Origin of the sequence: Rhodococcus sp. USK13, assembly GCF_018343855.1 — a bacterium.
GTDB lineage: Bacteria > Actinomycetota > Actinomycetes > Mycobacteriales > Mycobacteriaceae > Rhodococcus_F > Rhodococcus_F oxybenzonivorans.
In genome coordinates, this window is sequence record NZ_CP069242.1 from 3,382,280 (window position 1) to 3,399,487 (window position 17,208).

Sequence of the window (17,208 nt, forward strand, 5' to 3'; positions counted from 1 at the left end):
CTCACAGACCTCCCAGGCATCCACGAAGACGTGTCAACCCGTCACGTATACGGGTCTTCACCGTGGACAGGGCTACGCCCAGGTGAGCGGCGACCTCTCGATAGGTGCGTCCGTCGTAATACGCCATCGCGACCGATTCGCGTTGGGTGGCAGTGAGAGTGTCGAGGCACGCGAGTACCGATTGATGCTCGAGCCGGCGGGTGACCTCTTCGGTGACGTGATCGAACGGCCCCGCAACAGAGGTGCTCTCGTAGAGCGCCTGACGGTCGGTACCCGCCTGTTCGGACCGCACACGGTCGACCGCCCGGCGGTGGGCGAGCGTCATCAGCCAGGACATCACCGAGCCGCGGCTCGGGTCGAAATTCGACGCGGTGTTCCATGCCTGAAGGAACACTTCCTGGGTGGTCTCCTCGGCGTATCCGGGGTCGCGCAGCACGCGCAGGACCAGTCCGTGGACGCGGGCGCTCGTGCGGTCGTAGAGCTCCGCGAAGGCCTCGGCATCACCGCGCGCAACGCGGACCATCGCGTCACGAAGTTCCGCGTTGTCGGTGGCACGCACTGCAGCGGCATCGGCAGAGCCCACCGGGCACAGATCTTCGGCCGGTGAGATGCCCTCGTTGTGGGTCACGAACGCTCGTCTCGCTTCATCGAGCACCACGGTAGCGTGCATGTCCGGTCATCTCCTCCAGCCGGTAGGCATTCGGAGACGGCATCGATGTGGATGGGTGATCGGGCCGGGTGCGTGATGCACGGAACCCCCCGTCCGTGGACGAGGGGTTCCGGGGTCGGTCCGCCCGGCGCGTCAGACCGCGATACGCCCGCGGCGGTGCCGCGCATGCATTTCACGCTCGGTCTCGGACATTCCGCCCCAGATTCCGTACGGCTCGGACACGCTCAGCGCATGGTTTCGGCATTGCGCGAGGACGGGGCAGCGGCGGCACATCTCCTTGGCGCGGGTCTCCCGCTGTGCTCGCGCCCGCCCACGCTCGCCGTCGGGATGGAAGAACATCGAGGAGTCGACTCCGCGGCACAGTCCGTGCATCTGCCAATCCCAGATATCGGCGTTCGGACCGGGGAGGTGGTTGGGTGCAGGCATATGGACTCCTTAGCTGCAAGCTCGCCTCGGGCGGCGAGCGGACCGTGGGCTCGATGTTCAAGCCGCTAATCTTTCACGTCGCTAACCGTAGAGTCGTTTCGGAAATCGCGTCAATAGTTGTTCACAGTGGGAATTTACATATCCCACAAACTGAAAGTTAACCTGGAAAATATTTACATTCCGGCCGGTCCGTGATTCGGTTTCGGGTTGAAAGACCATGGGTCACAGGTAACGATGGCGACGTGTCCCAGTCAGCGGAGTCCGACGCTCAGCACGCTCCCGATCCTGTCGGCAGCGAGCCGACGATGGCGGTATCCGCCCTGGCCAGACGGCTTGGCGTGGCGCCGTCGACACTGCGCACCTGGGACCGTCGTTATGGGATCGGGCCGTCCGCGCATGCTCACGGCAGTCACCGCCGATACACACCGCGGGATGTGGCTCGACTGGAGTGTATGCAGCAAGCGCTCGACGAGGGGGCGAGCCCGGCCGAGGCTGCGAGATATGCGATTAACGCAATAGCTACATATTCGTCGAATTCGGAACCGACGAGTTCTCCGCAAATTCTGGGTGACAACTCTGTAAACGAAGGCAAAACAAACTCGTCGCACTTTTCGGCCACGATTTCCGTCCTCGAAGACGCCGAGCCTGCGGTGCGGAATCTGTCGAGGGCCTTGATCGCTCGCGACATCGTCACGATCCGCCGCATCGTTTCCCGCGCCGCCGCCGAGCGCGGATTGCCTGCCGTGTGGGAGACCGTGCTCGTCCCGGTCCTCGACTGGGCGAACGAGGGGCGGAACTCGGACGCGGCCGCAGTGAACTGTCGTGCCTTCGTCGAATGCGTGACGGGCATGCTGTCGACGATGACACTCGACGCCCCGATCGCCGTCGGCGGACGGGTGCTGCTCGTGGACGTCCCCACCGGCCTCGACTTTCGACGGCCGTCAATCGCGCACGACCTCGGGTTCCGCGCGCTCGGCGCCGCGCTGGCCACGGCGTCGGTCGACGTCCGCACCTCGAGGCCGGTGGGCCGCACCGCCCTACTCGCGTCCGTGACGAACGCAGAACCGGACGTGATCGTGCTCTGGCTGCCGGCGGGAGACTGTGACGTGGCATCTCTCTCGCGCGCCATCCGACGTCGCCGCAGTGGACTTGCATTGCTGGCGGCCGGACCCGGGGCCGCAGCGGCACATCTGCCCCGGTCGGTGAAGTCGGTCGGGAATCTGGGTGACGCCGTCGATGCCGTCACCGCACTCATCTGACCAGCCCCGGCGCAGTGGTGACATGAAGCTGCGGCGCAGCGGTGACAGGATGCGGTCGTGCCCGCCACTAGTCGCCACATCGACATCACCCGGATCTTGACCGGCGCGGCGTTCGGCGCCGATCCGGGACGGCACCCGCTACCGACGTCCACGCGACCCGTGGAGCGGTGGATGCGGGCGGTGGCGCTGGGTGGTCAAGGCCGCTACAGCAGGGCGCGGGCGGAGCTCACGGACATCACCCGCGACCGGCAGGCCGGTCCGGCGGTCGCATCCCTGGCCTGGAGCACGCAAGCCTCGTTGTTACGGCAGCTGGGGGACCACCGGGCCGCGTCCGGTCTCGACGGCCGGGCGCTCGCCCTGATCGGCAGCGGACCGGCCGACCCCGCGGCGGGGAGTGCGCTCGAGCTGGCGGCACGGTGCGATGCGCTCACCGGGCTCGCCGCCGACGCATTGGGATGCGGACGCCTGGCCCTGGGATGGCGTCTACTCGATCGCTGTGGACAGCACCTCGGAGGGGAAGGTGCGGATACGGACGACACCGGGAATCTCTGGCGACAGCACGTCCGGTTGCATTGGGTGAGCGCCGAACTCTTCCTGGCGGGCGCCGACTTCTCGTCGGCGCGCCGCCACGCCGTGGACGCGGCAGAAATTTCGGCGCACGTCGGTTCGGTCCGCCACCACCTGAAATCCCAACTGCTCCGTAGCGCATCGATGACAGGGGAATCCGATTCCGGACCGGCTGCGCACCTCGCCGCCGAAGTACTCGAGGGATGTGAACAACACGGTCTGATACCCCTGAAGTGGGCCGCTGCCATGTTGCTCGCCGGCGTGACCGGCGATCCGCGCGCACAGCAGGCACGCGAAGAGTGTGAGGAGATCGTCGCGGGCCGCGGCGGACACTTCCGGCGGTGATGGTCCTGGTCGGACGTCCAGGGGCGCTTCCGGGCGAATCCGGGCGAATACCGCTCGGTCCGCACCGTTACCCTTTAAGTGTTCCGCTGAGAGCGGGAGCACACCCATCGGGGGAGGTGCCACTGTAACGCCAGGATATTCACGGACGATGACTAATACGAGCGAGGAGTTGGACTCCGCTGTCGCCGCTGCAACGCAGGGCGACCGGGCCGCTTTAGCTCTGGTCCTGGAAAACATTCGGCCCCTGGTTGTGCGCTACTGCAGAGCCAGGGTCGGTGCTGCGGAGAGGGGACAACTCTCCGCGGATGACGTGGCACAGGAAGTGTGCCTCGCTGTGATGACCGCCTTACCTCGCTACGAGGACCAGGGACGGCCTTTCATGGCATTCGTCTACGGGATCGCCGCACACAAGGTCGCAGATGCGCATCGGAACTCCGCACGTAACAAATCGGAACCGGTCGCCGAAGTACCAGATGTCGTAGCCAACGATGACGGACCCGAACAGAGGGCGCTCGACTCGGAAGCGAGCAGGCAGATGAACGATCTGCTCAGCACGCTGCCGGAGAAGCACCGGGAGATCTTGATCCTCCGCCTCGTGGTCGGAATGTCGGCAGAGGAGACGGCTGCGGCCGTGGGTAGTACCGCGGGAGCTGTCCGCGTAGCTCAACACCGAGCTATCGCGAAACTGAAAAAAGAAGTGACAAAGGCAGGTGAGAGGTTTGGCTAGGGGAAACAAGCGGATCGGCAATCCCGATGCCGATCTCCCAGGCGGCGACGCACCAGTGGACGTTGCGGCAGTGCGCCGTGACGATGCACTGATCGACGCAATCGCCGGTGGTGGTCCTGTTGCGACGGATTCGCCGGAGCAATACGAGCTGGCACTCCTGCTCGCGAATTGGCGTGCAGACATCGTCGCGACACCGATGCCGGACGGGCCGCTGCTCGACGACGTCATCGCGGCCATGGACGAGGCGGATGCTCGCGAAGCCCGGAGCGCCGCTCGCGGCAAGTTGCGTCTACTACGGCCGATCGCGGGCGCTGCCGCAGCGATCGCCGTCGTGATGGGCGGCGCCACCATTTTCTCCTACAACGCCGAACCGGGCGATCCGCTGTGGAGCGTCAAATCGGTGGTCTTCAGCCAGCAGGCCGATTCGACGGTGGCGCAGATCGACACCACGTCACAGCTGCAGGAAGCCGAGCGCATGCTCGCGACCGGCGACGCCGAGTCCGTCAAGAACCTCCTCGACAACGCGGCCGACCGGGCCGGCGGTATCCGCGATGCCGACCAGCGGCGCGAACTCGAGGTCTGGCGTGCGAAGCTCGCAGCCCAGCTGGCCGAGATTGCACCCACCACGACCGCGCAGGCGCCCGCGCCCGGTACGACCACGACGGACGCGCCCGCTCAGACCACTGAGCTACCGACGTCGCTGCCAGGACTGCCGGGCACCACGTTGCCGGGCGTCGAACCGCAGCCAGGAACTACTCTGCCGAGCACCGACCTCCAGTTGCCGGGACTCCCCCCGATTCCGTTGCCGCAGTTGCCTCAACTGCCGCAGACCGAGCCTCCGCCGCCCTCCACGGTCGATCCGACGATCATGTTGGTTCCCACACAGCCGACGGACGATCTCCCGACCTTTGAGCCGCCGACGCAGCAACAGCAGCAGTCGACGGTGCCCTTGCCCACCACGACCACCGTTCCGGTGCCTCCGCCCCCCACCAGCTGACATGGTGCGCCGTTACCGGCGCACACAACTGTGGCCCGACACTTCGCGTGTCGGGCCACAGCTGCGTCTACGGGTTGTTCGGATCAGGCGTCGAAGCCGTCACCGTGCAGAGCGTCGTTCATCGAGGCGTCGGCGTAGCCGCGGCAGTAGTCCCAGGTGACGTACGCCTCAGGTGTCGGGTCGTAGGCAGGCTCGTGTGGCCGGACGGTGCCGTCCACGAGGAGCTGGAGGAGGTTGGCCCGGAGCATGTCCCAGTCGTGATAGTGATCCTGTTGGCAGTCTTCACAGCACACGACGAGGCCACGGATCCCGCGATGGGCCAGCAAAGCCTCGTATACGGCGAGGTCGGCCAGGTCTTCCTCCACAGCGAGTCGCTCGTGGGGGTCGAGTGGCTGGCCCGGTTCGATCGCATCGAGAGCTGCGGACGGGTCGGCGGGGTCGCCGGCAAAGGGGTCCGGGGGCAGACCGGGAGGCAGTTGATCGCGCACAGCACCACGGTACGCAGGTCAGGCCGGTCTGCGCCAGCCGTTCGGCGTAGGCCCAGCGTGGGTGGGCTCGCATGAGGATCCCGGGGAGCCGATACCATGGTCTGAGGAGCTGGGAATATCGATCGTTGCTCCGTACTTTCTGTCTGTATCCGCATTCCCGAAATTTCCACGACGGCGCTACCGGCGCTGCATCCGAGTTCCATGGAGGGCCCGAACCGCATGACCAGTTCAGCAGGGCATGTACACACCGGCGGTGACGACCCGAACAAGGTCGCAATGCTGGGTCTCACGTACGACGACGTCCTGCTCTTACCGGCGGCGTCGAACGTCATCCCTGGCCAGGTCGATACGTCCAGCCAGCTGACTCGCGACATCAGACTGCGGGTTCCCCTCGTCAGTTCCGCGATGGACACTGTCACCGAAGCGCGCATGGCCATCGCCATGGCCCGCGCAGGCGGTATGGGTGTTCTGCACAGGAACCTGTCCATCGACGCTCAGGCCGGGCAGGTCGAGACGGTCAAGCGATCCGAAGCGGGCATGGTCACCGACCCGGTCACGTGCAAGCCGTCCGACACCCTCGCCGAGGTCGACGCCAAGTGCGCGCGCTTCCGCATCTCCGGACTCCCGGTAACGGATGACGCCGGTCAGCTCGTCGGCATCATCACGAATCGTGACATGCGCTTCGAAGTCGACCAGAACCGCGCCGTGTCGGAAGTCATGACCAAGTCGCCGTTGATCACCGCCCAGGAGGGTGTGACCGCGGAGGTGGCGTTGGGTCTGCTCCGTCGCCACAAGATCGAGAAGCTCCCGATCGTGGATGGTCAAGGCAAGCTCACCGGCCTCATCACGGTCAAGGACTTCGTGAAGACGGAACAGCATCCCGATGCCACCAAGGACCGAGACGGGCGCCTGCTGGTCGGTGCGGCGGTGGGTGTCGGCGACGAGGCGTGGAGTCGGGCGATGGCGCTCACCGACGCCGGCGTCGACGTTCTGGTCGTCGACAGTGCGCACGGGCACTCCGCCGGCGTGCTGGACATGATCTCGAAGCTCAAAGCCGAAGTGGACGAGCGGGTCCAGATCATCGGAGGCAACGTCGCCACCCGTAGCGGTGCGGCTGCACTCATCGAGGCAGGAGTCGACGCCGTCAAGGTCGGTGTGGGCCCCGGTTCGATCTGCACCACCCGTGTGATCGCCGGCGTCGGCGCCCCGCAGATCACTGCGATCCTCGAGGCGGTCGCCGCCGCGAAACCGCACGGTGTGCCGGTCATCGCAGACGGTGGCCTGCAGTTCTCCGGCGACATCGCGAAGGCGCTCGCCGCGGGCGCGTCGACGGCGATGCTCGGGTCGCTGCTCGCCGGCACCGCGGAGTCGCCGGGCGAACTGATCCTCGTCAACGGCAAGCAGTTCAAGAGCTACCGGGGAATGGGTTCCCTCGGCGCCATGCAGAGCCGCGGCGCCGCCAAGTCGTACTCGAAGGACCGCTACTTCCAGGACGACGTGCTGTCCGAGGACAAGCTGGTTCCCGAGGGCATCGAGGGCCGGGTCGCGTTCCGCGGCCCCCTGTCCCAGGTCACGCATCAGCTCACCGGCGGTCTGCGGGCCGCGATGGGTTACACGGGAGCGTCGACCATCGAGGAGCTGCAGAACGCCCAGTTCGTGCAGATCACCGCGGCGGGTCTGAAGGAAAGCCACCCGCATGACATCACCATGACGGTGGAAGCTCCCAACTACACCGCTCGCTAGCAACCAGTCACGAGAAAGGGGCGCGCGTGCGCGACCTCGTTGAGATCGGCATGGGCCGAACAGCCCGACGAACCTATGAGCTGGACGACATCGACATCGTCCCCTCCCGGCGGACACGCTCCTCCAAGGAGGTGTCGACGTCCTGGCAGCTCGATGCCTACCGCTTCGACATTCCCGTGCTCGCGCATCCCACCGACGCGCTGGTGTCGCCGGCGTTCGCGATCGAGCTGGGCAAGCGTGGTGGTCTCGGCGTCATCAACGGTGAAGGACTGTGGGGCCGCCACGCCGATGTCGAGGCGAAACTCGCCGAGCTCGTCGCCCTCGCGGAATCGGACGTCGACGTCGAAGCTCCCATCCGGAAGCTGCAGGAACTGCATGCTGCGCCGCTGCAGCCGAACCTGCTCGCTGCCGCGGTGGCGCAGGTCCGTGACTCCGGGGTCACCACCGCTGTGCGGGTGAGCCCTCAGAATGCGCGGGCACTGACTCCGCATCTGATCGAGGCCGGCATCGACCTCCTCGTCGTCCACGGCACGATCATCTCCGCCGAGCACGTCGCCCATGGCGACAGTGAGCCGCTCAACCTCAAGACGTTCATCTCCGAACTGGACGTTCCCGTCGTGGCCGGTGGGGTGAGCGATCACCGCACCGCGCTCCACCTGATGCGCACGGGAGCGGCGGGTGTCATCGTCGGGTACGGCTCCACGGAGGGGGCTACCACCACCGGTGAAGTGCTCGGCATCGGTCTTCCCATGGCCACCGCCATTGCCGACGCAGCGGCCGCTCGACGTGACTACCTCGACGAGACCGGTGGGCGGTACGTCCATGTCATCGCGGACGGGGACATCGCGTCGTCGGGTGATCTCGCCAAGGCGATCGCCTGTGGTGCGGACGCAGCGGTGCTGGGTGCGCCGCTCGCGGTCGCGGCCGAAGCACCCGGCGGCGGCTGGTACTGGCCGTCGGCGGCAGCCCATCCGTCGGTTCCCCGTGGCACGATGCTGCCGGTGTCCTTCGGCGAACGACCGTCGCTCGACCAGGTCCTCGCGGGCCCGTCGAACGATCCGTACGGTTCCCTGAACTTCGTCGGCGGCCTACGCAGATCCATGGCGAAGTCCGGCTACTCGGACCTCAAGGAATTCCAGAAGGTGGGCTTGACGGTCCGCGCGTAGGGCCTCGTTCCGCTCCACTTTTCTCTCATCGCCCAATGCCCCCGGTGTCAATTCGACAGCACCGGTGCGGCGTTGGGCGATTTTCTTGTGCAGGTGCGCAGCCGTTCCTGATACCAATCGTTACAGTTAAGGTAACCCCTGTGGCAGCTGTCACAGCGCTGGGGTGCATACTGGCGAGTAATAACCCAGGTTCGGTGGAGGTCGAGGATGAAGAAGCAACGCGCGACGGACTATGACGTTCTCATCGTCGGGTCCGGATTCGGTGGCAGCGTCACCGCGCTCCGGCTGGTGGAGAAGGGATACAAGGTCGGCATCCTCGAAGCCGGCCGGCGTTATGCCGATGCCGACTTCGCCAAGACCAGCTGGGACCTGAAGAAGTTCCTCTGGGCACCTGCGCTGGGACTTTTCGGCATCCAGCGGGTTCACCTCCTGCGCGACTGCCTGATCCTCGCGGGCGCCGGAGTGGGCGGCGGATCGCTCAATTACGCCAACACGCTGTACAAGCCGCCCGCCTCCTTCTTCCAGGACCGGCAGTGGGCGCACATCACCGACTGGTACGACGAGCTCAGCCCCTACTACGACCAGGCACGGAAGATGCTCGGCGTAGTTCAGAACCCGCACATGACGCCGGCCGACGAAATCATCAAGGCGGTGGCCGAGGACATGGGGGCGGGTGACACGTTCATCCAGACCCCGGTCGGCGTGTTCTTCGGTGAGCCGGGCAAGACGGTGCCCGACCCCTACTTCGGCGGAGTGGGCCCCGACCGCACCGGGTGCATCGAGTGCGGTGAATGTATGACCGGCTGCCGGCACGGTGCCAAGAACACCCTGCTGAAGAACTACCTCGGTCTTGCCGAAAAGGCGGGCGCCGACATCATCCCGATGACGACGGTCACCGGTCTGCGGGAGGCGTCGGACGGCACCTGGGACGTCTTCACCCGGCGGACCGGCCCGGTCAAGAATCGCAAGCGCAAGACGTACACGGCTGCCCAGGTCGTGCTGGCCGCCGGAACGTGGGGCACGCAGCACCTGCTGTTCGACCAGAAGGAGACGGGCGCGCTCCCGAAGATCTCCGATCAACTGGGTGTGCTGACCCGTACCAACTCGGAGTCGATTCTCGGCGCGGCCAAGAACAAGGTCGATCCCGCGCTGGAGCTGACCAAGGGCGTCGCCATCACGTCGTCGTTCCATCCCACCTCGGACACCCACGTCGAGCCCGTGCGCTACGGCAAGGGTTCGAACTCGATGGCGCTGCTGCAGACGCTCCTGACCGACGGCGGCGGCCGACGGTGGATGACGTTCCTCAGGGAACTCGCGAAGGATCCGAAGGCGCTGAAGGTGCTCACCCCGTACCGGTGGAGTGAGCGCACCATCATTGCGCTGGTAATGCAGAATCTCGACAACTCCATCACGACGTACACCAAGAAGGGCCTGTTCGGCCGGCGCAAGTTCACGAGCAAGCAGGGTCACGGTGAGCCGAACCCCAGCTGGATTCCTGCGGGCAACGAGGCCACGAGGCGCATCGCGGAGAAAATCGACGGCCGCGCGGGAGGCACGTGGGGTGATGTGTTCAACATTCCGCTCACGGCGCACTTCCTCGGTGGCTGCACGATCGCCTCGGACCCCGAGCACGGTGTCATCGACCCCTACCACCGCGTGTGGGGATACCCGACGCTCAGCGTGGTCGATGGTGCCGCGGTGTCGGCGAACCTGGGGGTGAACCCGTCGCTGACGATCTCGGCGCAGGCAGAGCGGGCAGCGTCGCTGTGGCCGAACAAGGGTGAGAAGGACTTACGCCCCGCCCAGGGTGAGGGATACCGCCGCCTGAACCCGGTGCCGCCGACCGCGCCGGTGGTTCCCGCCGACGCGCCCGCAGCGCTGGTGCTGCCGATCGTCGAAATCCGCAACGGTTCCTCGACGACGGCCGCGAAGGAGCAGGGTGTCACCCAGAACCAGGGTGTCGCCCAGAGCCACGGCGTCGCCTGAATCGCAGTGTCGGCTGAATGGCAGGTCGTTCGAAGGGCGGCGGTTGTGCACGGACATGGGGTCGCGTAGACCACAGAGCTGCGCCGATTAGACTGACCCGGTGACAGATATCGAGCAACAGAGACCCGTCCTCGTCGTCGACTTCGGCGCGCAGTACGCGCAGCTGATCGCCCGGCGGGTGCGTGAGGCGAAGGTCTACTCCGAGGTGGTCCCGCACACCGCGACCGTCGCGGAGATCGAGGCGAAGAAACCTCTCGCCGTGGTGCTCTCGGGTGGGCCGTCGAGCGTGTATGCCGAGGGTGCGCCGCAGCTGGACCCGGCGTTGTTCGATCTGGACGTCCCGGTGTTCGGAATCTGCTACGGATTTCAGGCCATGGCCGGCGCTCTCGGCGGCACGGTGGCGCACACGGGCACACGCGAGTACGGCCGCACCGACTTGACGGTGCAGGGCGGGCTGCTGCACGACGGCCTGCCCAAGAACCAGCCGGTGTGGATGAGTCACGGGGATGCGGTCACCGAAGCGCCGGAAGGCTTCGAGGTGACCGCGACCAGTGAGGGCGCCCCCGTGGCCGCGTTCGAGGACCGGGCCCGCAAACTCGCGGGAGTGCAGTACCACCCCGAGGTCCTGCATTCGCCGCACGGCCAGCAGGTACTCAGCCGATTCCTGCACGAGATCGCGAACATTCCGCCGGCGTGGACGGCCGCGAACATTGCCGACGCCCTGATCGAGCAGGTGCGCGAGCAGGTCGGAGACGGCAAGGCGATCTGTGGGTTGTCCGGTGGTGTCGATTCCGCGGTCGCGGCGGCCCTCGTGCAGCGCGCGATCGGCGACCGACTGACCTGTGTGTTCGTCGATCACGGTTTGATGCGTGCCGGGGAACGAGTGCAGGTCGAACAGGACTTCGTGGCTGCGACAGGTGCGAAACTGATCACCGTCGATGCCGCGGACACCTTCCTCGGCGCTCTGGCCGGGGTGTCGGATCCCGAAACCAAGCGCAAGATTATCGGCCGCGAGTTCATTCGCAGCTTCGAGGGCGCGGTCAGCGACGTGCTGGGTGAGAACGCTGCGCACGGTGACACCGTCGACTTCCTGGTGCAGGGCACGCTCTACCCGGATGTGGTCGAGTCGGGCGGAGGCACCGGAACCGCCAATATCAAGAGTCACCACAATGTGGGCGGGTTGCCGGAAGATTTGCAGTTCACGCTCGTCGAACCACTCCGGTTGCTGTTCAAGGACGAGGTGCGTGCGGTCGGCCGCGAACTCGGCCTGCCCGAGGAGATCGTGGGACGCCAGCCGTTCCCGGGGCCGGGGCTCGGTATCCGCATCATCGGCGAGGTCACCGAAGAGCGCCTCGACATCCTGCGGCACGCCGATTCCATTGCGCGCGAAGAGTTGACGGTCGCCGGGCTGGACAAGTTGATCTGGCAGTGCCCGGTGGTGCTGTTGGCCGACGTCCGCAGCGTAGGGGTGCAGGGTGACGGGCGGACGTACGGTCACCCGATCGTGTTGCGGCCCGTGTCGAGTGAAGACGCGATGACGGCGGACTGGACACGAGTGCCGTACGAGGTGCTCGAGCGCATCTCCACCCGCATCACCAATGAGGTGCACGACGTCAACCGAGTGGTGCTCGACATCACCAGCAAGCCGCCGGGAACCATCGAGTGGGAGTGACGCACTGAAAAGCGCGGTGGGCGAGGCCGAGGCCCCGCCCACCGCGCTTTCGTGTTGCCGGACTATCTCTTTCTATTCGGTGCGAAGACGAGAACTGCCCCGACGACCACGGCGACCAGGACGAACAACCAGCGGAATTCGACATTCGCGAGGGGTTCGAGGGAAAAGGGACCGACGAGGGCCCAGCCGCTCACGAGCAGTGCTGCCAGACCTGCGAGGAACAGGAGCGGGGACGGCCGTTTCCGTGAGGTGGTGCCGGTGTCCTGAGTGTCGTCGATGTCATCCACGACGCACCTCCACATTTCCGAATTGTGCGTTCACGTCGAGATTCAATACGGGTCCTTCCGGTCCGTCCGCTCCGCCGTCGAGACCGTCGGGCAGGCACTGGCTGTCACCGAACTGAACCGAGCAGTCGTTGCGGACGTTCATGTTCGGTGGCAGGAGCACGATCACCTCACCGTTTCCGTTCACGGTCACCGTCTTGTCCTCGGTGAGCTCGACCCTGCGGAGGTCGAGGGTGAAGCTGCCGAAACCGCCCGAGTATTCGGAATCGAGGTCGGCCGCCGACATGGGCTCCCATCTCTGTTCGCCCATGCTGCGTCCGTCGAAGTTCAGTGAGCCGACGAGCGAGGCCAGAACGACGAATCCCACCAGTGGTCCGGCGACGACGAGCAATCCGTAGCCCTTGCGGACAACACTCCCGACTACGAGGCCTGCACCGATCACAGCGAGTGCGACGGCACCGATACGTCCCGGGTTCAGCCATTCCGATCCGGTGGCGACCGACAGTGCCGTCGCTGCTGCGGCGGCGAGGATGGCGAGTCCGATGACCATGGTGGTCAGGCGCGAGTGCTTACGCCCGGGTGCTGCGGCGGGTGTGGGAGTTCCGGCCGGCTCGGGAAGGTCCCAGGCGAAGGGGGCCACTCCGAGCGGATCCCAGGCCGGTGGACGTGGTTCGAGTGGTGCGAACGGTGTCGGAGGCGCGAAGCTGCTGGGGGTCGGCTCGGAAGACTTCTCGAACGACACCGTCTTCTGCTCGCTCGCTGGGGGTTCGGTGGGGGACGGTGTGTTCGTTCGATCCGTGCTGTCCGCGGTGGGAGTGGCCGCGGGGCTCGGCGTGTAGGAATCGGGAAGCGTGGTGTACGGACTGTAGGTGGGGTGCGGGCCGGCGCCGTACGCGCTGCCGCCGTAGACACCGGCTCCATACGGGTCGGCGCCGAACAGGTTGCCGCCGAACGGTCCGGGGGCGTAACTCGTGCCCGGATAGCCAGTTCCGACACCGGTCGGTGCGACCCCGGGCGGGAGGGGCGGCGGCACCGGTTGCCGTTGATACAACAACCACAGTCCGCCGAGCATCAACGCCATGCTGATCAGACCCGATCCGCCGAGTCCGACACCGAACGGCCCGACCGTGCTGGCGGCGATGGCGAGAGCGACGAGGAGGACGACGGTCTTGGTGCCCGAATCCGAGCTGTGGCCGCGACCGACGAGGGACTCCGCCGGCGAGGCCGGGTCACCGGATTTGGTGAGGCCGAGCCAGCACACCAGATAGAGGAGTACACCGGCGCCGCCGAAGATGGTCGACACCACGAAAGCGACTCGTATCAGTACGGGATCGACGCCGTAACGGTATCCGATTCCCGCACAGACACCGGCGACGTGACCTCGCCCGGGCAACCGCACCGGCCGGGTCCGCCACAGATCGTGCATCTGCTCTTGGAAACTCCCATTGCTCATACGACCATCGTTGCGGCCGACGCCCCGCGCGTACATCGGGAACTACCCTGATCTTTCCGCCCGGAATTGGCCGTGCCGGTCCGCGAAGTCAGGGTTGGACCCTGATGCCCGGGCGGGGTGATCGTGCCAGTATCGAGTATGTGCAATCTGTGTCGAACGCCGTGCCTTCTGCAGCGCAGACCGGTGGTGGCCCGCTGATGCCACCGGTGGCGCCGGGCGATGTGCCGATGCCGCGGCTCGAACGCCGGGCTGCGGGTCGTGTCGTCGGTGGCGTCGCGGGCGGTATCGCCGATCAGCTGGGTGTCGACGTCCTGAAGGTGCGCGTCGTGTTCGCCGCTCTGGCGGCGCTGGCCGGTGCCGGCATCGTCGCGTACGGCCTCCTGTGGATCTTCACGTCGGCGGGTGTCGACACGGAGAAGCCCAGCGCGTCCGAACGACGCAGGGCCATCGGCCTGATCGCCATCGGTCTCGCTGGTGCCTCCGCATTGTCGTGGTTGTTCAGTGGCCGTGCGGGATCGGTGATTGCGCCGATCATCGTGGTCGCGGTGGGTGCGGCGTTGGTGTGGCGGGAATTCGATTCGGAGGGCCCGCGCACCGTGATCGGGCTGCCGCAGCGGCCCACCGTTCTCACGTGGGCGCGGGTTCTCGGTGGCGTGACACTGATCGTCTCCGGGCTGGGCGTGGTGATCCTCGCTCAGGTCGATCTGGAGGCCCTGCGGTCGTCGTTGCTGGCGGTCGTGGTGACCCTTGTCGGCGCCGGCCTACTGACCGTGCCCCTGTGGTTGCGGCTGTGGCGTGCGCTCGGAGCGGAACGGGCAGCGAGGATTCGCAACGAGGAGCGTGAGGAGATCGCCTCCCATCTGCACGACTCGGTCCTGCAGACGCTGGCGCTGATCCAGAAGCAGGCAGATCACCCACAGGAGGTGGCCCGGCTCGCGCGCGGACAGGAACGCGAACTGCGCAAGTGGTTGTTCGGCGGCGGTGACGCCGACCAGTCGAGTCTCGCGGAGGCGCTGCGCATCATCGCCGGTGAGGTCGAGGACCAGCACGGTGTGACGGTGCGGCCGGTGACGGTGGGCGACGTCCCCCTCGATGTGGAGGGGACGGGAGAGGGGCTGTCGAAGGAAAGCTTCACAGCCTTGCTCGGTGCGACGCGGGAGGCACTCGTCAACGCGGCCAAGCATTCCGGCGAGACCGACATCAACCTCTTCGCCGAGGCGGAGCGCGAACAGGTCAGTGTGTTCGTCCGGGACCGTGGTGTCGGCTTCGACATCGACGAAGTGCCGCCGGATCGGCAGGGACTGGCGAAGTCGATCCGCGGGCGGATCGATCGCCGGGGTGGACACGTGGACGTGCGGTCGGCACCGGGCAAGGGCACCGAGGTCCGGATCTCCATGCCGCGAAACGGCCATGCCAAGGCCGGGGCGGATGCTACCGAGATTACGGACGACGCTGGCCTAGAGTGGGGCGACACTACCGTCCACGCCGAGGAACAGCCACAGTGAGCTTGCCTGAAACACCGCCGTATCGCGTCTTTCTCGTAGATGATCACGCCGTCTTCCGGTCCGGTGTGCGTGCCGAACTCGGACGGGAAGCAGACATGAAGGTCGTGGGGGAGGCCGGCGGTGTGGCAGAGGCGGTGTCGGGTATCAACGCCACCGCCCCGCACGTCGTCCTCCTCGACGTTCACATGCCCGACGGTGGTGGTGTCGCCGTATTGCGCGGCATCGAGGAGGGGCCGGTGTGTCTGGCGCTGAGCGTGTCCGACGCCGCCGAGGATGTGATCGCCGTGATCCGGGCGGGTGCACGCGGTTATGTAACCAAGACGATCTCGGGTGGGGAGCTGGCCGACGGAGTCCGCCGGGTCGCCGGCGGTGACGCCGTGTTCAGCCCGAGGCTGGCCGGATTCGTGCTGGACTCCTTCACCGGCCGCTCCAATGCTCCCGAACCGCAGCTGGATCCGGAACTCGATTCGCTCACCCCGCGCGAGATGGAAGTTCTGCGGCTGCTCGCGCGGGGGTACACGTACCGTGAGATCGCCGAGGAACTGGTCATCTCGGTGAAGACGGTGGAAACCCATGCGTCCAACGTGCTGCGCAAAACGCAGCAGTCGAACCGCAATGCGCTGACCCGGTGGGCGCACCGTCGTCGGATCGACTGATACGTACGGCCGCTCAGGGCTGGGCCAGCAGGACGACCACGGCGACGAGCACGGCCAGTATCAAGATGGCGACCATCACGCCCATGGCGATCGGTGCCCACGCCACCACCTGATCGCGGACCGTGGGTTCGGGTGCACCGGGGGCGGGCGGAGTGGGCCGCGGCGGCCACTGCAGTTTGCCCAGCGGGCGGGGAACGTTCTTCAAGGGCGTGCTCTGGGGCACCGCGGGGAGGCCGGCCTGAGTGGAGCCGATCTTGCTCCGTCGGTGCGGAGGGGGCAACGGAGTGGAACGGTGGGCCCAGGAGGGAATCGTGCCGTCGGCGGAATAGACGGGTGAGCCGACGAGGTGGGCGACATCACCGTCCCCGCCCATGGCCACCCGGGCCAGCGCATCGCGGGCCTCGGCCATCGTGGGACGTCGCGCCGGGTCGGGTTCGAGTAGGTGCAACAGCGTTTCGGTGAGCGGCCCGGCCTTGGCCGGGCGGTAGATCTCGGCCTTCGCGACGCGATGGAGGAGTGCGATGGAGTCGGAATCGATGCCGAACGGCGGCTGCCCCTCGACCACGGTATACAGAGTGGACCCGAGGGAGAAGACATCGCTGGCCTCGGTGGGATCCTGGCCGCGGGCAACCTCGGGGGAGAAGTACGCGGGGGTTCCGGTGATGACGCCGTTCGTGGATTCGGCGGCGTCGCCCTTGGCGCGGGCGATGCCGAAGTCACTGATCTTGACCGTGCCGAGTTCCCGGCCCCGGTCGGCGACGAGGATGTTGCCCGGTTTTATGTCCCGGTGCACGATGCCCGCGGCATGCGCGGCCACCAGGGCGTCCGCCACCTGCGCACCGATCTGAGCTACCTCGAGAGGCGGCAGCGTGTCGGCGATATTCATCGCCTGGGCGAGGCTGCGGGACGGTAGGTATTCCATGACCAGCCAGGGCTCCCCGGCTTCGAGCGCCACGTCGTACATCGCAATGGAATGGCGGTGGGTGAGTTTGGCGGCGTTGCGCCCTTCCCGGAGAGTGCGTTCACGGACGCGGCGGGCCTCGTCGGGGTCGAGTCCGGCCGTCGTGGTGACCTGTTTGACGGCTACGTCCCGGTGCAGCAGGGTGTCTCTCGCCAGCCACACGGCACCCATGCCGCCGCCGCCCAGTTTGGACCTCAGACGGTACCTTCCCGCCACCAGATATTCGGGTCCGATGCCCCTTTCGCTCTGCGCCTGCTCAGTCACGCGTTCAGGTTAGAGGATGATGCGGACACGGGCGGTGCG

Annotated in this window: 16 protein-coding genes and 1 pseudogene; 11 read left to right on the plus strand and 6 right to left on the minus strand. The window is 66.6% G+C overall.

What is annotated here, in order from left to right:
- Position 1: 1 nt before the first annotated feature.
- On the minus strand, positions 2-670 hold the full coding sequence (locus tag JQT59_RS17950) for a sigma-70 family RNA polymerase sigma factor (RefSeq protein WP_213577198.1): 669 nt from the start codon (positions 668-670) through the stop codon (positions 2-4).
- Between the two features lie 132 nt (positions 671-802).
- Positions 803-1,096, minus strand: a complete 294-nt coding sequence (locus JQT59_RS17955) for a WhiB family transcriptional regulator (RefSeq protein WP_005239766.1) — start codon at positions 1,094-1,096, stop codon at positions 803-805.
- A gap of 305 nt (positions 1,097-1,401) precedes the next feature.
- On the opposite strand from JQT59_RS17955, the pseudogene JQT59_RS37110 reads away from it, so the two are divergent.
- The 5 genes and pseudogenes from JQT59_RS37110 to JQT59_RS17975 form a co-directional block, all read left to right on the plus strand.
- A pseudogene (locus JQT59_RS37110) lies at positions 1,402-1,587 on the plus strand (MerR family transcriptional regulator); the annotation flags it as partial.
- A 129-nt stretch (positions 1,588-1,716) separates the two neighbouring features.
- On the plus strand, positions 1,717-2,355 hold the full coding sequence (locus tag JQT59_RS37115) for a transcriptional regulator (RefSeq protein WP_502939856.1): 639 nt from the start codon (positions 1,717-1,719) through the stop codon (positions 2,353-2,355).
- A 57-nt stretch (positions 2,356-2,412) separates the two neighbouring features.
- The gene (locus JQT59_RS17965; protein WP_249354523.1) at positions 2,413-3,267 is read left to right on the plus strand and encodes a hypothetical protein; all 855 of its coding nucleotides are present in this window, start codon (positions 2,413-2,415) and stop codon (positions 3,265-3,267) included.
- A gap of 148 nt (positions 3,268-3,415) precedes the next feature.
- The gene (locus JQT59_RS17970) at positions 3,416-3,994 is read left to right on the plus strand and encodes a sigma-70 family RNA polymerase sigma factor (protein ID WP_109331498.1); all 579 of its coding nucleotides are present in this window, start codon (positions 3,416-3,418) and stop codon (positions 3,992-3,994) included.
- Positions 3,978-4,991, plus strand: a complete 1,014-nt coding sequence (locus tag JQT59_RS17975) for an anti-sigma-D factor RsdA (RefSeq protein WP_213577199.1) — start codon at positions 3,978-3,980, stop codon at positions 4,989-4,991. The genes JQT59_RS17970 and JQT59_RS17975 overlap by 17 nt, the downstream gene beginning before the upstream one ends.
- An 83-nt stretch (positions 4,992-5,074) precedes the next feature.
- Here JQT59_RS17975 and JQT59_RS17980 read toward each other — a convergent pair whose 3' ends face one another.
- Positions 5,075-5,479 carry a DUF5319 domain-containing protein gene (locus JQT59_RS17980; RefSeq protein WP_005239778.1) on the minus strand — a complete coding sequence of 135 codons (405 nt, stop codon included), beginning with the start codon at positions 5,477-5,479 and terminating at the stop codon, positions 5,075-5,077.
- 219 nt (positions 5,480-5,698) lie between these two features.
- Here JQT59_RS17980 and guaB point away from each other — a divergent pair, with 219 nt between their 5' ends.
- The 4 genes from guaB (at position 5,699) to guaA (ending at position 12,046) form a co-directional block, all read left to right on the plus strand.
- Positions 5,699-7,222 (plus strand): IMP dehydrogenase, encoded by a 1,524-nt coding sequence (guaB, locus tag JQT59_RS17985; protein ID WP_109331493.1) that lies wholly within the window; start codon positions 5,699-5,701, stop codon positions 7,220-7,222.
- A gap of 26 nt (positions 7,223-7,248) precedes the next feature.
- Complete coding sequence (locus JQT59_RS17990; RefSeq protein ID WP_159925695.1) at positions 7,249-8,388, plus strand: GuaB3 family IMP dehydrogenase-related protein; 1,140 nt, start codon at positions 7,249-7,251, stop codon at positions 8,386-8,388.
- Positions 8,389-8,595: 207 nt separating this feature from the next.
- The gene (locus tag JQT59_RS17995; RefSeq protein ID WP_213577200.1) at positions 8,596-10,374 is read left to right on the plus strand and encodes a GMC family oxidoreductase N-terminal domain-containing protein; all 1,779 of its coding nucleotides are present in this window, start codon (positions 8,596-8,598) and stop codon (positions 10,372-10,374) included.
- Positions 10,375-10,474: 100 nt separating this feature from the next.
- Entirely contained in the window at positions 10,475-12,046 is a 1,572-nt protein-coding gene (gene guaA, locus JQT59_RS18000; RefSeq protein ID WP_159925699.1) for a glutamine-hydrolyzing GMP synthase, read from the plus strand.
- 62 nt (positions 12,047-12,108) lie between these two features.
- Here the strand turns inward: guaA and JQT59_RS18005 are convergent, their stop codons facing one another.
- The gene (locus tag JQT59_RS18005) at positions 12,109-12,348 is read right to left on the minus strand and encodes a hypothetical protein (protein WP_159925701.1); all 240 of its coding nucleotides are present in this window, start codon (positions 12,346-12,348) and stop codon (positions 12,109-12,111) included.
- Complete coding sequence (locus tag JQT59_RS18010; protein ID WP_249354525.1) at positions 12,326-13,783, minus strand: PspC domain-containing protein; 1,458 nt, start codon at positions 13,781-13,783, stop codon at positions 12,326-12,328. The genes JQT59_RS18005 and JQT59_RS18010 overlap by 23 nt, the downstream gene beginning before the upstream one ends.
- 149 nt (positions 13,784-13,932) lie before the next feature.
- On the opposite strand from JQT59_RS18010, the gene JQT59_RS18015 reads away from it, so the two are divergent.
- Positions 13,933-15,288 carry a sensor histidine kinase gene (locus JQT59_RS18015; RefSeq protein ID WP_502939858.1) on the plus strand — a complete coding sequence of 452 codons (1,356 nt, stop codon included), beginning with the start codon at positions 13,933-13,935 and terminating at the stop codon, positions 15,286-15,288.
- Positions 15,285-15,944, plus strand: coding sequence for a response regulator (locus JQT59_RS18020; protein ID WP_213577202.1), 660 nt, complete (start codon positions 15,285-15,287; stop codon positions 15,942-15,944). Before JQT59_RS18015 ends, JQT59_RS18020 begins: the two co-directional genes overlap by 4 nt.
- Positions 15,945-15,957: 13 nt before the next feature.
- On the opposite strand, the gene JQT59_RS18025 is transcribed toward JQT59_RS18020, so the two are convergent.
- Positions 15,958-17,169: a serine/threonine-protein kinase gene (locus JQT59_RS18025; protein ID WP_109331477.1), complete on the minus strand. Its 1,212-nt coding sequence runs from the start codon at positions 17,167-17,169 to the stop codon at positions 15,958-15,960.
- Positions 17,170-17,208: the final 39 nt, after the last annotated feature.

Bases quoted from the DNA above. Each gene is read 5' to 3' on its own strand.
- JQT59_RS17950 (WP_213577198.1), bottom strand. From the start codon at position 670: ATGCACGCTACCGTGGTGCTCGATGAAGCGAGACGAGCGTTCGTGACC.
- JQT59_RS17955 (WP_005239766.1), bottom strand. From the start codon at position 1,096: ATGCCTGCACCCAACCACCTCCCCGGTCCGAACGCCGATATCTGGGAT.
- JQT59_RS17970 (WP_109331498.1), top strand. From the start codon at position 3,416: ATGACTAATACGAGCGAGGAGTTGGACTCCGCTGTCGCCGCTGCAACG.
- guaB (WP_109331493.1), top strand. From the start codon at position 5,699: ATGACCAGTTCAGCAGGGCATGTACACACCGGCGGTGACGACCCGAAC.
- JQT59_RS17995 (WP_213577200.1), top strand. From the start codon at position 8,596: ATGAAGAAGCAACGCGCGACGGACTATGACGTTCTCATCGTCGGGTCC.
- JQT59_RS18005 (WP_159925701.1), bottom strand. From the start codon at position 12,348: ATGTGGAGGTGCGTCGTGGATGACATCGACGACACTCAGGACACCGGC.
- JQT59_RS18010 (WP_249354525.1), bottom strand. From the start codon at position 13,783: ATGAGCAATGGGAGTTTCCAAGAGCAGATGCACGATCTGTGGCGGACC.